The organism is Adhaeretor mobilis, from assembly GCF_007741515.1.
Taxonomy (GTDB): Bacteria; Planctomycetota; Planctomycetia; order Pirellulales; family Lacipirellulaceae; genus Adhaeretor; species Adhaeretor mobilis.
Window position 1 is genome coordinate 1,280,273 of record NZ_CP036263.1, and the last position, 14,995, is coordinate 1,295,267.

13 protein-coding genes are annotated in these 14,995 nt (G+C 55.4%); 5 read left to right on the top strand and 8 right to left on the bottom strand.

Annotated elements, in window-relative coordinates; genetic code table 11:
• Nucleotides 1–50: 50 nt before the first annotated feature.
• Entirely contained in the window at nt 51–557 is a 507-nt protein-coding gene (locus HG15A2_RS05055) for a hypothetical protein (RefSeq protein WP_145058452.1), read from the bottom strand.
• A gap of 188 nt (nt 558–745) precedes the next feature.
• On the opposite strand from HG15A2_RS05055, the gene HG15A2_RS05060 reads away from it, so the two are divergent.
• Both HG15A2_RS05060 and HG15A2_RS05065 read left to right on the top strand, forming a co-directional pair.
• Entirely contained in the window at nt 746–949 is a 204-nt protein-coding gene (locus tag HG15A2_RS05060; RefSeq protein ID WP_145058454.1) for a phage integrase N-terminal SAM-like domain-containing protein, read from the top strand.
• A gap of 58 nt (nt 950–1,007) precedes the next feature.
• Nucleotides 1,008–1,277, top strand: coding sequence for a transposase (locus HG15A2_RS05065; protein WP_145058456.1), 270 nt, complete (start codon nt 1,008–1,010; stop codon nt 1,275–1,277).
• Here HG15A2_RS05065 and ppk1 read toward each other — a convergent pair.
• From ppk1 to leuS, 5 genes are all read right to left on the bottom strand, one after another.
• Nucleotides 1,217–3,403: a polyphosphate kinase 1 gene (gene ppk1, locus HG15A2_RS05070; RefSeq protein WP_145058458.1), complete on the bottom strand. Its 2,187-nt coding sequence runs from the start codon at nt 3,401–3,403 to the stop codon at nt 1,217–1,219. The two genes, HG15A2_RS05065 and ppk1, sit on opposite strands and share 61 nt — an antisense overlap.
• A 212-nt stretch (nt 3,404–3,615) precedes the next feature.
• Nucleotides 3,616–3,939 carry a Dabb family protein gene (locus HG15A2_RS05075; protein WP_145058460.1) on the bottom strand — a complete coding sequence of 108 codons (324 nt, stop codon included), beginning with the start codon at nt 3,937–3,939 and terminating at the stop codon, nt 3,616–3,618.
• Nucleotides 3,940–3,993: 54 nt separating this feature from the next.
• Nucleotides 3,994–4,734, bottom strand: a complete 741-nt coding sequence (locus HG15A2_RS05080) for a toxin-antitoxin system YwqK family antitoxin (protein ID WP_145058462.1) — start codon at nt 4,732–4,734, stop codon at nt 3,994–3,996.
• Between the two features lie 263 nt (nt 4,735–4,997).
• Entirely contained in the window at nt 4,998–6,287 is a 1,290-nt protein-coding gene (locus tag HG15A2_RS05085) for a glucose-1-phosphate adenylyltransferase (RefSeq protein ID WP_145058465.1), read from the bottom strand.
• A 42-nt stretch (nt 6,288–6,329) separates the two neighbouring features.
• Nucleotides 6,330–8,963: a leucine--tRNA ligase gene (gene leuS, locus HG15A2_RS05090; RefSeq protein ID WP_145058467.1), complete on the bottom strand. Its 2,634-nt coding sequence runs from the start codon at nt 8,961–8,963 to the stop codon at nt 6,330–6,332.
• Between the two features lie 251 nt (nt 8,964–9,214).
• On the opposite strand from leuS, the gene HG15A2_RS05095 reads away from it, so the two are divergent.
• The 3 genes from HG15A2_RS05095 to HG15A2_RS05105 all read left to right on the top strand — a co-directional run bounded on the left by HG15A2_RS05095 (nt 9,215) and on the right by HG15A2_RS05105 (nt 13,888).
• A complete protein-coding gene (locus HG15A2_RS05095) occupies nt 9,215–10,513 on the top strand; it encodes a homoserine dehydrogenase (protein ID WP_145058469.1) in 1,299 nt (432 codons plus the stop codon).
• 229 nt (nt 10,514–10,742) lie between these two features.
• Nucleotides 10,743–11,963: a cofactor-independent phosphoglycerate mutase gene (locus tag HG15A2_RS05100; RefSeq protein ID WP_145058471.1), complete on the top strand. Its 1,221-nt coding sequence runs from the start codon at nt 10,743–10,745 to the stop codon at nt 11,961–11,963.
• 143 nt (nt 11,964–12,106) lie between these two features.
• The gene (locus HG15A2_RS05105) at nt 12,107–13,888 is read left to right on the top strand and encodes an aspartate kinase (protein WP_145058473.1); all 1,782 of its coding nucleotides are present in this window, start codon (nt 12,107–12,109) and stop codon (nt 13,886–13,888) included.
• Between the two features lie 69 nt (nt 13,889–13,957).
• Here HG15A2_RS05105 and HG15A2_RS05110 read toward each other — a convergent pair whose 3' ends face one another.
• Nucleotides 13,958–14,383, bottom strand: a complete 426-nt coding sequence (locus tag HG15A2_RS05110; RefSeq protein WP_145058475.1) for a clan AA aspartic protease — start codon at nt 14,381–14,383, stop codon at nt 13,958–13,960.
• Nucleotides 14,384–14,497: 114 nt separating this feature from the next.
• A complete protein-coding gene (locus tag HG15A2_RS05115) occupies nt 14,498–14,902 on the bottom strand; it encodes a bifunctional nuclease family protein (RefSeq protein WP_145058477.1) in 405 nt (134 codons plus the stop codon).
• Nucleotides 14,903–14,995: the final 93 nt, after the last annotated feature.

The following is a 14,995-nucleotide window of genomic DNA, read 5'->3' on the forward strand; positions in this document are numbered from 1 at the left end:
TCTCAGCCATTCGTATGCACGTGCCACCGTCGCTTCGGTTCATCGCTTTGTTATCCGCCGGTTGATTGAGTTTGGATGTTGAGGTAATTGAATAATCGGGCTTCGAGTTCGTGTAGCGGTGAGAGATTCCCGTGCTTGCGATCTAGGAACGCCCGCCAGAACCGGAAAGTTTTTGGCAACCGAAACGGTCGTAGCACGATCACAAACGGATTGTATTCGCGATGGCCAGCAAAGTAGCGGAAAACAGCAACAGGTAGCGTCAGTGAACGCCATTTCCGACGTTCAGACCAGTTAAGTATTATTGATCGGCCTTGAAGTCGAGGAATCATGGATTTAGTCATGTAGTCGTGCCAATTCGGGCTGTCAGAGTAAACGACCAATGTGTCAATTCCCCGTGAACACCAGACCAGCCATACAATCGCAGTCAACGAGATTCCATAAACCAGCAGTCCAAAAAGCATCGCGAGAGCAAACGGAATGATTAGGACAACAACCGGAGCAAGCAGCACCATGAAGATGATTTTCGTAATGGTGTTCGTTTCTCGTGTCTTGGTCATTGCAGTTCGCGAAAGTTTAGGCGGCTAACTTGTTATTAGACACAAACAATGTGTGTAAGCACTACTTATACACATTATTTGTGCATAAGACTATTGACCGGGAAAGACAGGGTACGTATACATAGGTACACTCTCGCTTTATTAGCCCTGCCTGGGGGTTTATCCAACCCGATCCGGAAGGCATAGCAATGACTTTGCCTACAAAGCCACCCAAGTTGCTCGATCAGTTGCGAAATGTGCTACGCACCAAGCATTATTCTTACCGCACCGAACAGGCTTACGTCGATTGGTGCAGGCGATACATTCTGTTTCATAACAAGCGACATCCGCGTGAGATGGGCGCGAGGCAGATCGAGTCGTTTTTGACTCACTTTGAGGTGGCTCAGGCTTGACGGGCGCGTGAACCTCTAAGATGGTAGGCCTTGAAGCCCCATTTTTAGGAGGGCCACGATGGCCAAGAAGAAACGCTCAGCCGAGAAGCGGACCCGTCGCACGTTTACCCGTGGGTTCAAACAGCAAGCCGTCCAGATGATGGTCGATGGTTACTCGGCCAGTTCGGTTTCTGACAATCTGGGCATTGGCAATACGAACTTGCTCTATCGCTGGAAAGCAGAGTTGGTCAGCGAAAGCGGCCCCGTGACCGAGACTCACGACTTGTGCTATCGCGACTTGCGAGCCGGCTTTCTTTTCGATCGCTTCTTCGATTTGTCACTGAGTTGACCGTTGGTGTGCCCTGCTTGGCTTGAGTTACCGAGAGTGGCATTAAGCAATAAATCGCGTTGGGCACGGTACTCGGGTTCTTTTCCCTTAGGCTTTGCGCGCTGGTAGCTTCCATCGGGCATCAGTTCTCGTGCTTTGGAATTGTCTCGCAAGTAAGCGGGGATGATTTCTTCGATGACTCGCTTGCATAGTTGGGGGTCTTCGATCGGGAACATGACTTCCACGCGACGCTCGAAGTTCCTGGGCATCCAGTCGGCGCTGGTCATGTAGACTTCACTTTTTGAGCCTTCTCCAAACACGAAGATACGACTGTGTTCCAGGAAGCGATCGACGATGCTGCGTACACGGATATTCTCTGAAATGCCCGGTAGTCCTGGCCGGAGTGAACAGATGCCACGGACAACCAGATCGATCTGCGTGCCCGCTTCGCTCGCCCGATAGAGCGCCTCGATGGTCCGTCGATCTACCAGCGAGTTGAGCTTGGCAAAAATACGAGACGACTTTCCCTCGCGGGCCCGCTCGGCTTGGGCGTCGATCAGTTCCAGCGTACGCTGATGCAGCTTTTGCGGTGCGACGACCAATTTCTCCCATTTGTGCCCTTGCGAGTACCCAGTTAGGAAATTGAACAGCGCCGTCGCATCGTCTGCCATTAGCTTGTCGGAAGTAAAGAGTCCCGTGTCCGTGTAGAGGGCGGCCGTCGAAGGGTTGTAGTTGCCGGTGCTTAGGTGCACGTAGCGTCTCACCTTGTTGTTCTCCTGGCGGACGACCATGGAGAGCTTGCTGTGCGTCTTCAGATCCATGAAGCCGTACACCACGTGAACGCCAGCTCGCTCCATGATTCTCGACCAACTAATGTTGTTCGCTTCGTCGAAACGAGCCTTCAGTTCCACCAAAGCTGTCACATGCTTCCCGTTCTCAGCTGCCTGAATCAACGCCCGCACGATGGGGCTGTCGCCACTGGTGCGATACAAGGTTTGTTTAATCGCAAGAACGTGAGGATCGTCGGCCGCCTGTTGCACGAATTGCACTACCGGATCGAACGAATCGAACGGATGATGCAGCAGAATATCGTGATCGGCGATCTCAGCGAATAGATCTTCGCCCAGGTGGAGGCCCAGCGGAATGCGTGCTACGAAAGGAGCTTCGCGAAGGTCGGCTTTGCCGGGCAGGCGTACCAATTCCCAGAGGCTGGTCATGTCCAGCAGGGCATCGACTGGGTAAATCTCGTCGTACATTTGCCCTTCGACCGGAATGTCCTGGTGCAGCTTCTCCTGCCCGGTGATCATGGCTAGCAAGTTGCTCGCCACTCCCTTTTCCACTTCCAATCTGACAGCCTCGCTATGCTGACGTTCACGCAGCCTCGTCTCAATGGCGCGCAACATGTCGTCGCCTTCTTCGTCTAGGAGGTCGACATCCATATCGCGTGTGATACGGAATGTCGTGTGGCGAGCGATCTTGTACCCGCCGAATAGCTCGGGCAATTTCGAAGCGAGCACATCTTCCAAAAGTACAAAAGTGGTCTCCCCGGGCTCGCCCACCGGCACGAACCTTGGTAGAACTTGGGGCAATTGAACCACCGCCGACAGGTCGGCCGGTCCCAGGCCGCTCACGCGCTGCAGCGAAGCGGCCAGGTAGACGCCCCGGTTGTGAAACCTTGGGCTAGGGTGGCTGGGGTCGATCGCCATCGGTGTAAGGATGGGAAAAGCGCGTTTCTGGAAGAAATCGCTAACGAGCTTACTCTGCTTCTTGTTCAATTCATCGACCTGAAGAATGCGAATTCCTTCTTTGGCCAAGCTAGGTAAAATATCCTCATTCCAACAAGCGCATTGATCGCTAATGAGTTGCTTCGTTCGTTGTGATATCTGCAGTAGCTGCTCGATCGGTGCCATGTCGTCGGGAGTCTTGTCTTGAGCTACTACCCCACCAAACGCCTGCTCGCGTAAGCCGGCCACGCGAACCATGAAGAATTCATCTAAGTTGGAACTGAAGATCGCGAGGAACTTTAGGCGGTCGAGCAGCGGGTTCGAAGCATCCTGCGCCTCTTCCAGCACACGCGTATTGAATTCCAGCCAACTCAACTCGCGGTTGATAAAGTGTTCAGGTTTGTAGGTGGGGATTTGAGACATAAAGAAGTGTTTCGCTGAAGCCACATTAGCAGCTCAAAGGATTGTGCGGTTTGGGAGAGCTGGGCCGCCTGGACTCAAGTATAGCCTAAGCGGAGCCCTCACTCAGAAGGGTCGCGGGAGAACCGCGTCCGACGAATGCACCATGTGAGCGCATGGCTGGATAGGTGCGATTATAAGGCCCAGATTGAGCCAGATGAGGACACCGCAGATGCTTAGCCTACAGCGTCGAAAACGCGTACCTGCGACCAGTTCTCAGCCTGCTCTGCCAGGAATTGATTGTGGCGATCTGAAACCTGATAGGCGTCGTGAGCAGCCGCATTCTCAAACACGCCGACGACCGCCACATGAAACTCGCGATCGTTCACGGGTCGATCGTACTGATCCGCCAAATAGCCTGCGCTGAAATGCACGCTGCCTGGATGGCCGGCAAGGTACTTTCTGCATGCGGCACGAAACTTTTCGCAACTCTCAGCAGAAGAGTCCTTAAGCGTGAAATAGACCGAGTGAACCAGCGGAAGTGAGTCGGAATTTTTCATAGTGAGTCTTTGAAGCGTTCAATAGTGAAGGGCTGCGGCGTTACTACTGGAGCGTTACTGTGTGAGCTTGCCCGCTGCGTACTGGCGCGTAGTGGGCTCGCCACTTTCATTCCAGTAAGTCATAGTTCCGTCGCGTTTTCCATCCTTAAATTGAATTTCCACCAGCTTACGACCCGACTCATCCCACTCGGTGGTTGTGCCGTTGAGTTCTCCGTCAACGTAGATGCTTTCTTGCCGCATTTGGCCATTCTTGTAGTAGGAAACCCGCCGCCCAGAGGGTTGGCCCTCTTTCACTTCGAACTCAAGTCGCAGTTGCTTTCCACCAGGAAAGTAATATGCCCACTTACCATCTCGTAGGCCGTTCTTATACGACTTTCTGGCCGTGAGGTTGCCCTCTTCGCCAAAAACATCCCAGCTGCCATTTGGCTGGCCTTTCTTGAACGCCACTTTTTTGCAAAGCTCGCCATTCTCATGCCAAAAGGTCCACTTGCCGCTATGGATGCCCATCGAGAAAGTACCCTCAGAGAACTTGTTCCCGTTGCGGTAGTATTCCGTGTAGTTTCCATCGTTGATGAGCTCGTCATTGGACATTTTTATGATGTCGCTTTCCGAGTGGACAGAACCGTCCGAGTACTTCAACGGATGCTTCTTATATCGCCGGACTTCCTTAGGTGGCGGTTCGGGGCTAGCCACTTTTAGATAAATATCATCTTCCTGGGCTCTCACGGTAGGCGTGAATAAGGCAATAGCCATCGGAAAGAGAAATGCCAGCAGCGAGAGGCGGATAAAGTTCATGGCAGTGGGGTGTTGCAAGGAAATATCGAAGGCGGAATCTTAAACGTTAAGCCTAAACTCTAGTATCGCCGGTTGAGCGTTCCTGACAAGCCGTCGTGGAGGTCACATCAGCAGAACGGCCAAGTCCACTCGGGTGTCATTCCGAGCCAACAAATCTAGATTGGCAATCAACCCAGGGTTTCAACTGGGTTTCTCGGTCGCTGGCGCTTGGTCGTAATGGCATGAAATGCCATTCTACTTGGAAACCCCGCGCCACACCCGCCCTAGGCTCTCCAGCCTTCCTCGAAGGACGCATCCTTGTAGGCGACCAGAATGCCGTCGCGGATTGCACAGTGCTTGTCTGCCTCACCTTCGTCGATATTCTTGTGATTCACCAGGTGAGCACCACGCCCAATGCGACAGTTTTTGTCGATAATGGCGTTGTCGATAACCGCCCCATCGCCAATACCAATCGGCGGTAGGTTGTTGGCGTTGTTGTCTGCCAATCGCTCAGGCGTTTCGTACAAGTCAGCACCCATGAGGATGGAATTACGAATGACCACATCGCGACCAATCCGGCAACGCAAGCCGATGACGCTATTCTCAATCTTCGCGCCAGGCTCGATGACGCAACCATCTGCAATAAGACTGTTGCTGATTGACGCACCGTCGACACGTGTTGGGGGTAAGAAGCGAGCTCGCGTATAGATAGGGGCCAGCGCGCTAGTCAGGTCGAAAGGCGGATCCTTATGACAAAGTTGGAGATTCGCTTCGTAAAAGGAGCGGATGGTGCCGATGTCTTCCCAGTAACCATCGAAGGGGTGTAATTGGACCTTTCGCTTACCAATGGCAGTAGGGAAGACCTCTTTGCCAAAGTCTGTATGGTCGGTCTCCTCAAGTGCTTGAATAAGCGTATCGCGGTTGAATAGGTAGATGCCCATGCTGGCTAGGCAATCGCGACCGTGGCTTTGGATGCCTTGCTGCTCGATCCAGCCGGAATCCATGCGGACTTGGTCGATCTCTTCGGGCGTCTGGGGCTTTTCCACGAAACCGGTAACTTGGCCCGTCCCATCGACTTTCATAACACCCAGGCCTTGTGCTTCGTGATCGTGAACCGGCTTCGCTGCGATGGTCACGTCGGCGCCTGAGTCTTTGTGAGTTTGCAGCATCTTGGCAAAGTCCATCCGATACAGTTGATCGCCCGAGAGGATCAACACATGCTCGATGCCGGGCTGTGTCAGATAGCGCATGTTCTTGCGTACTGCGTCGGCGGTGCCTTGGAACCAGTCGGTTCCTTCGGTCATGGTCTGTTGGGCAGCTAGCGTATCGATAAAGCCACCGCTGAAGTTGTCGAACTGATACGTTCGGCGAATGTGCCGATGCAAGCTCACGGATAGGAACTGCGTTAGCACATACACGCGGTTCAGACCGCTGTTGATGCAATTGGAAAGCGGTATGTCGATCAATCGGTACTTACCCGCCAGCGGCACAGCAGGTTTCGAACGGAACTCGGTGAGCGGCCGCAGTCGCGAGCCTTGCCCACCGCCAAGTACCACAGCGACCACGTTACGCATATCCAGAGTTCCTTGATTCGATAGCAGAAAAGAGTGAGGTACTTAGCTCTTGATCACAATATTAACCATCCGGCCCGGTACTACCACCGTTTTCACAATATTTTTTCCAGCGATGAATTCCTGCACCTTGGGTTCGGCCATGGCAGCGGCCTCAATGGTTTCTCGATCGGCGTCGGCGGCGACCTTGATCTTTGCGCGGACTTTGCCGCCAATCTGCACGGGGATTTCCACCGTGGACTCCACCAAAACGCTTTCGTCATGCTGTGGCCAAGGCTCATAGGCGAGCGTTTCCTTGTGGCCAAGCAAATACCACAATTCCTCACATAGGTGCGGCGCGTATGGCGAGAGCAACAGTACGAACGGCTCGATGCACGCCCGTGGTCGAGTCTTTTCTTTCGTGAAGAAGTTCACAAATTCCATCATCCGCGCGATCGCCGTATTAAACGAAAGCTTCGTGATGTCCTCGCTCACGGCTTTGATGGTCTTGTGGAGGGTCTTGAGCTGCTCTTCAGTGGGTTCTGCGTCAGTGAGTTGCTCACTGAGTTGCAACTCTTCAGCCCGCTCGTCCACAATCATCCGCCATGCCCGGCCTAGGAAGTTGAACACACCGTTCACGCCTTCCATGTTCCACGGCTTGCTATCGGTGAGCGGGCCCATGAACATTTCGTAAAGCCTAAGCGAATCCGCGCCGTATTCGCTCACGACATCGTCAGGGTTCACGACGTTGCCGCGGCTTTTTGACATCTTCTCGTTATTCTCGCCGAGAATCATGCCCTGATTCACCAACTTCTGAAACGGCTCGGGCGTGCTTACGACTCCTCGATCGTAGAGTACCTTGTGCCAGAAACGTGCGTAGAGCAAATGCAATACGGCATGCTCTGCGCCGCCGATGTACAGATCAACCGGCATCCACGCTTTTTCGATTTCTGGATCGATCGGCGCTTGGTCGTTCTTGGGATCGAGGAAACGCAAGTAGTACCAGCAGCTACCCGCCCACTGGGGCATGGTGTTGGTCTCGCGCTTGTAACGCTTGCCGTCGATCTCTTGATAGAGCCACTCGTCAGGCGCTTTGTCCAGTGGCGGCTCCGCACGACCGTGCGGCTTGAAGTCTTCCAGGTGCGGAAGGTCTACCGGCAATTGGTCTTCAGGCACACTGATCACGTGGCCGGTTTTGTCTCCTGCGTCGTCAAGCTCGTGCAAGATCGGGAATGGCTCTCCCCAGAACCTTTGCCGACTGAATAACCAGTCACGGAGTTTGTAGTTCACGGCTTGTTTTGCTAAGCCGCGAGCGGCTAGGGACTCGGTGATCTTTTCCTTGAACTGGGCGGTTTCGAGACCGTCGAATTCGCCCGAGTTGATTGCGACACCTTCTGCCACGTACACTTGCTCGCCAGCGAGAATCTTCGCCGCTTCCTCGGCCGGAACATCGTCTGCCGGTTTCACGACCGCCTTGATGGGGATATTGAACTGCTGAGCGAACTCAAAGTCCCGCTCATCGTGAGCCGGCACGGCCATAATGGCCCCGGTGCCGTACGTGGCGAGCACATAATCGGCAATCCAGATAGGCACTTTCTCGCCATTGACCGGATTCAGCGCGTAGCTGCCGGTGAACACGCCAGTTTTTTCCTTGGCCAACTCCGTGCGGTCGAGGTCGCTCTTCATCCCCGCCTGTTGAATGTAGGCTGTGACTGCCTCGGCGTTCTCAGGCTTCGTGAGTTCCTCGACCAATGAATGCTCTGGCGCGATGACCATGTAAGTCGCACCGTAGAGTGTATCGGGTCGCGTCGTATAGACACGAATGAAGTCAGGGCCAGGCTTCGTTGGAAATGCTCCCGCTTCTCTCGCTTCTCGCCCCTCAATCTTGAAGTCGACTTCCGCACCGGTACTACGCCCAATCCAATTGCGTTGGAGCGCCTTCACGCCGTGGGACCAATCAAGGTCTTCCAGGTCGTTCTCCAAACGATCGCCATAGGCAGTGATTCGCATCATCCACTGACGCAATGCGCGGCGTTCCACCGGATGCCCGCCGCGCTCACTTTTGCCATCGATCACTTCTTCATTGGCGAGCACTGTCCCCAGGGCAGGGCACCAGTTCACCGGGGCGTCGCTTTGGTAAGCTAGGCGTTGTTCGTCGACCCATTGCCGCGCAAAGTCTTCGCCTAGTTCCTTCACGTCGTCGGGAATCACCAACTCAGCAATAGGACGGCCCCGTTGTTGCTCGTGATCGAACCACGTGTCGAAGATTTGCAAGAAAATCCACTGAGTCCAGCGGAAGTAGTCCACATCGGTCGTGGCGATCTCGCGTGACCAATCGTAGCTGAAGCCCAAAGACTTCAACTGGCGGCGGAACGTATCGATATTCTGCTCGGTCTGCACCCGGGGATGCTCACCGGTCTTGATGGCATGCTCTTCAGCGGGCAGCCCGAAAGCGTCGAACCCCATCGGATGCACCACCGCTTTGCCCTGCATACGCGCGGCTCGGCAGACGATATCGGTCGCCGTATAGCCCTCAGGATGCCCCACGTGCAGCCCATCGCCGCTGGGATAGGGGAACATGTCCAACGCGTAGAGCTTCTCTCCTTCCGGCTTGGCGGTCACTTGCTGAGCAAATGTCGCGTTTTCCTCCCAATAGCGTTGCCAGCGAGGCTCGATTTCTGCAGGGTTGTAGCGTGGCATATTGGAGAGATTGAGAGGCGAAAGTGGAAAGGGGGGAGTATCAAGCGTTAGCCGCAGGCGTCCCGCCCGCGATACGCAGCTTTGACACGATTCTATCGCCCTCAGTTCGCAGCGCAAACCACCGTGGGCGTTGACGTTCCGACTCCTGGCTAATTACGATGGTAGGTTCGCCGTTGCTCGGGAAAGTCCATCGTGGCGCGGCAGTCGTCCTTACCACTCAGCCGCATCGCCCGCAGATACCCAGACTCACTATGGAAAAAACCAAAGTCGCCATCATTGGACTCGGCACCGTCGGAAGCGGCGTAGCAAGGCTCCTGCTCGATCACGGCGACCGTACTGCCCGCCACGCGGGCCGGATTCTCTGGCTTGAAAAGGCCGTGGTGCGCGATCTAGCGAAACCTCGCGATTGTGAGCTGCCCGAGTCGGTCACCCTGACAGACGATATCGAAGCAGTCATCGCCGATCCAGAAATTAAGGTCGTTGCGCAGCTGATTGGCGGCTTGGAGCCAGCCCGTACGATCATGCTCAAGCTGCTCGAGAGCGGTAAGGACATTGTCACGGCGAATAAGGCGCTACTCGCCGAGCACGGTGCTGAGTTGTTCGACCGCGCACGCGAATTGGGCCGCTCCATCGCGTTCGAGGCGTCGGTTGCCGGCGGCATCCCCATCATCGCCAACGTGAGCCAATGCCTTTCGGCAAATCAAATCACTTCCTTGCACGGCATCCTCAACGGCACAAGCAATTTTATTCTCAGCAAGATGCACGAGGACGGTGCCAGCTACGAGGAAGTTCTCCCTGAAGCCCAACGACTCGGCTATGCCGAGGCCGATCCTGCGATGGATGTGGATGGATCGGACGCAGCGCAAAAGCTGGCAATCCTGGCACATTTGGCGTTCGGCGCCCGCGTGCATTGGAAGGATATCCCACGCACAGGAATTGACACGCTTGACCTTGCCGATGTGCGCTACGCCGAAGAGATGGGCTATAAAATCAAGCTGCTCGCCGTGGCCGACCTCGTGGACGCCGGCTTGGAATTGCATGTGTCGCCCACGCTTGTACGCGCCGGCAGCCCGCTGGCTGAAGTCGGCGGGCCGATGAACGCCGTGCGAGTCGATGGCGATGCCGTCGGCCGCGTGATGTTCTATGGCCCCGGCGCAGGCCAGATGCCCACCGCATCAGCCGTGGTGGCCGACCTCATCGACACGGCTGTGGGGCGCACGGAGCTCACCTTCAAGACGCTTGAACTCTGGTCCGACCGCCAAGCAAGGGTCGCCTCTAGCGATTACGCCAACGCCCGCGGCAGGTTCTACTTGCGAGCTACGGTGGAAGATCACCCGGGCGTACTCTCGCAAGTCACATCGGCCCTAGGGGCAGAGGATATTTCCATCGCCTCCGTGTTGCAGCACGAACCCCTACCCGGCGAGGATGTCATTCCTTTAGTGATCATGACCCACGAAACCACAGAAGGTGCTGCCGCAAAGGCATGTGAAGAGATCAACAAGCTGAAGGCTAGTCAAGGTCCAACCGTGCGTATGTGGGTGCGTGATTAACGTAGTTTTCCCTAGATTGAACCACAAAGAGCACAAAGGACACGAAGAAATAGCGGGTTGTATGCATGTGTAGGGACTAAGAAAATTCCAATGATCATGAAGCGATGCTCGACCCTATCGATGCCTGACCTGACGTAACCCTACTGCGTTCGGTGAAATTTGCCTGTGAGCTCTTTGTGCCCTTCGTGTTCTTTGTGGTTGATAATGTTTTGTCTCGAAAGCTAAAGATATGAAATACGTAATCATCATCCCCGACGGTGCTGCTGACGAGCCGCAAGAGTCGCTCAATGGCAGAACTCCCTTGGAAGCTGCCAAAACGCCGGCTATGGACGCGTTGGTCGCAGAAGGCGTTATCGCTCGTGCGTGTCACACGCCGCATTCGCTCCCCGCTGGCTCGGAAGTGGGCAACATGAGCCTGTTGGGCTACGACCCGCTGAAGAACTTCACAGGCCGCGCGCCCATTGAGGCGGCTGCCCAGGGGATCGAGCTAGGCCCGAATGATTGGGCAGTGCGTTGCAACTTGGTCACCGTCGAAGATCAGAGGATGCGTGACTTCACCGCCGATCACATTGATACCGATGCGGCCACGGCGTTATTGGCCAGCTTGCAAGAAGTCGTTGCCGCCGACGATAAGTATGCGGGCGCTCTGGAGTTTATCCCCGGCGTGAGTTATCGAAATTTACTCATTTGGCGTGGGGAGAAGCTTGCCCCGCCGTTCACGATGGACATGCAGCACACGCCGCCGCATGACTTGACCGACAAGTCCGTCATGAACGACTTTCCCCGCGGCCCTGGCAGCGACGTACTCGTGGAACTCATGGAAGCCTCGAGTAAGGTCTTCGAGAACCATCCCGCCAATGCTGCACGAGTGGCTGCTGGTCAGCTTCCCGCAACCAACGTGTGGCTGTGGGGCATAGGTCTTGCTCCCAAGTTGCAACCCTTCGCAGAGGCTTACGGCCCGCGTGGAGCGATGATCACCGCCGTTGACTTGTTGCGTGGGCTGGCAAATCTCATCGACTGGCAGAATCTCGATGTGCCGGGCGCTACTGGTTATCTTGACACGGACTATGCCGCGAAGGGGAAGTACGCGATTGACGCTCTCGACGAATACGATCTTGTTTGCGTCCACGTCGAAGCTCCCGACGAAGCCTCGCACGAAGGCAATTGCGAGGAAAAGGTCAAAGCTATCCAAGAGATCGATACCCACGTCGTCGGGCCCTTGGTCGAGAAGCTGAAATCAGGTGGCGACTGGCGCGTGATGATCTCGCCCGATCACCCAACGTTTCTCAATACCAAAACCCACACCCACGGCAACGTGCCTGTCGCGCTGGCCGGTACAGGAATCCAGCCGGACAAGTTCGATTCTTACGGCGATACGAATGCGGCCAACTCTGGATTGGCCTTCGACGAGGGGTGGCGTGCTATGGAGCGGTTTATCGGGAAGGATTGAACCGCCAAGAACGCAAAGAAATTCAGTTTTGTCATCGAGGTGAGAAGTTAAATTCAACGAGTACCCCTACGGTTTTCTGAAGAGATTGCACCCGTGCCTTGGCGCTCTTAGCGTCCTTGGCGGTTCAAAAGAGAAGTGAATAGATGCCCATCATTGTTCAAAAATTCGGTGGCACGAGCGTTGCCACGAGCGAAAAAATTGTCGAAGCGGCCCGCAAAGCGGTGCGTGCTCAGCAGCAGGGCCACCAGGTGGTCATGGTGGTGAGCGCCATGGGCAAGAATACCGATATGCTGGTAGATCTTGCTGGACAGATCACCGATAGGCCCGCCGCGCGGGAGATGGACATGCTCCTCTCCACGGGCGAGCAAGTGAGTGTTGCGCTCATGGCGATGGCTATTCATGAGCTGGGCAGCGAAGCGGTGAGCCTCACCGGTGGGCAGATCGGCATTAAGACTGACAGCTCGCACACCCGGGCACGCATCCAATCGATCTCGACTGAGCGCATGCAGAAGCACCTTGATGCGGGCAAAATTGTCATTGCTGCGGGATTCCAGGGAATCGACGACGATCTGAACATTACTACCCTCGGTCGTGGCGGCAGCGATACCACGGCTGTCGCGTTGGCCGCCGTATTGGGTGCGGAAGCCTGCGAAATTTACACTGATGTCGATGGCGTATTCACAACCGACCCCCGCGTGGTAGCCCAGGCGCGAAAAATGGGACGCGTGAGCCACGATGAAATGTTGGAAATGGCCAGTCTCGGTGCCGGTGTCATGCATAGCCGTTCCATTGAGTTTGGCAAGAAATTCTCCGTACCGATCCACGTGCGCAATAGCGGCAGCTTTAGCGACGAGCCGGGCACAGTCATAGGTCCGCTCCCTGAGAATGCCGATCGCGCCGTCAGCGGTGCTGCTCTCACCAAGGACGAAGCTCGCATTACCGTGACTGGCGTTCCAGATCGCCCTGGTGCGATGCACCAGCTGATCGCCGCTATTGCTGAGGAAAGCATTGCGATCGATATGGTCGTTCAAGACGTAGGGACCGACGGTCGCGCGGACATCGCCTTTACGGTTCTTGAGGGAGAACTCCCGGCAACCTTGAAAGCGGCGAAAGAGTTTGCGGAAGCGTTTCCCGGTGCTGAAGTTTCTCACGAAGCCAATCTATCGAAGGTGTCCGTCGTAGGATTGGGAATGGCCACACAAACGGGCGTGGCCGATCGCATGTTTCGGGCGCTGGCCGATGCAGAAATTAATATTAAGGCGATCACCACCAGCCAAATAAAGATTTCAGCATTGGTCGAACGCACTCAGGGGCTCGACGCCCTTCGTGCGGTGCATAGTGAATTCCAGCTCGATAAGGCTCCCGAACCCTCTTCGGCCAATGGGAACACGGTTGAGCCATCGGAAAAGGCTGATGCTGTTGATATCGTATCGCGCCTTCGTCGCATGGAAGATCTTACGATCGAGGACGTGCAGCTCGATGCTACCCAGGGCCGCGTCACCATCACTCGTGTGCCCGACGCCCCGGGCATCGCTGCTAGGGTATTCGAAGCCATTGCCGCGGAGTCGTTGCTGGTGGACATGATCGTACAAGGCACCGGCCGCGACGGGTTGGCGAACATCAGCTTTACGGTTCCCAGCGAGTCGGTCCAGAAAGCGGTCGAGGTTGCTTCAGCAACTGCCAAGCAGCACGGTTGCGGCCCGGTCGGTAGCGAAAAAGAGATCGCCATTCTCAGTGTCTTCGGCATTGGAGTTCGCACACACGTGGGCGTGGGCGTGCGAATGTTCAAGGCGCTCGACGACGCCGGTATCAATGTCGAGATGATCAACACCAGCGAAGTGCGCGTCAACGTAGTAGTCAATGCGGCCAAGGGCGAAGCGGGACTCAAGGCGCTCGAAGCGGCGTTTGCCGATGTGATCTGCTAGGTGGTCAGCCGTTAGTAACATGCCTGAGGCGACAGTCTTAAGCAGCCGGGTAGAAGTGCCTAATCAGCCTCATCGCCTCGGATGCCGCAAACCCACCAACGGCAACAGCGGCTTATCGGGCGATTTCGGATTCGGCAATAATTTTTGTTCGTTGGGCGAGATGTGCCAATCCATGTGCTCAAGAGGTACCGCTCCGAGAAGTGGTTGTGACCCACGTGGAAGTTCGATTGCCTGAACGCGAGACGTGCGACCCTTGACCTCTACCTCAACCATGCCAACGTATCTCAAGTGGTGTTCCGCTCCATCGGCGGTCACTACATCGACAGTGTCCAATTGCTCTAACTTGAGCTGCTCGACGATCTCAACGGGAAGGCACAAATCAATTGCACCGGAATCAACGAGGGCATCACACTCAACATCTTTGCCTTGTTTTTCTTTAGGCAAGTAGCGATTCTGCCAGTTTTTCAACTTGATCGGCACAGTGAAAACGCCCATTGATCTCTCGTCTGGTTAATTTCGTTAGGAACTTCCGTTGGAGGCGTAGCTCCGCGGAAAATAATTAGTCACTCAAAACTTGCCTTTCCCCTCTTGCCTCTCCACCTTCTCATATCACTCTCCAATCACATCGTGGAGCACATCTTCGCTCACATAGATCGGCAACGGCGGATCGCACGTCACGGCCACGGCTATGGCATCGCTGGGGCGGGCATCGATCTCCATGAGCTCCCCTTCGTGACGGATGCGCAACACTGCGTAGTAAGTGTGCTCTTTCAGTTCGCTGATTACGACATCTTGAAACTCGCCGCCCATCGCTTCGACCGTGCCGACTAGCAGGTCGTGTGTTAGCGGGCGAGCGCTTTCTACTTGCTTTACGCGGCGATCGATGCTCGTAGCTTCGAACACGCCGATCAGGATCGGGAATGTCCGCTCGCCGTCGATCTCGCGAAGGTAGATGACTTGCTCGGGGTTGATCTCGCTAATGATAATGCGAGCAAGTTCCATGGCGACGGGCATGGGAGGGTGTCCTTGATGTTGCGAATGTGTGTCGGATACTGCCCCTTCATTATAGCCGAACGACGTCGCAGCAGTGCAGTGGGCAACAAGAGA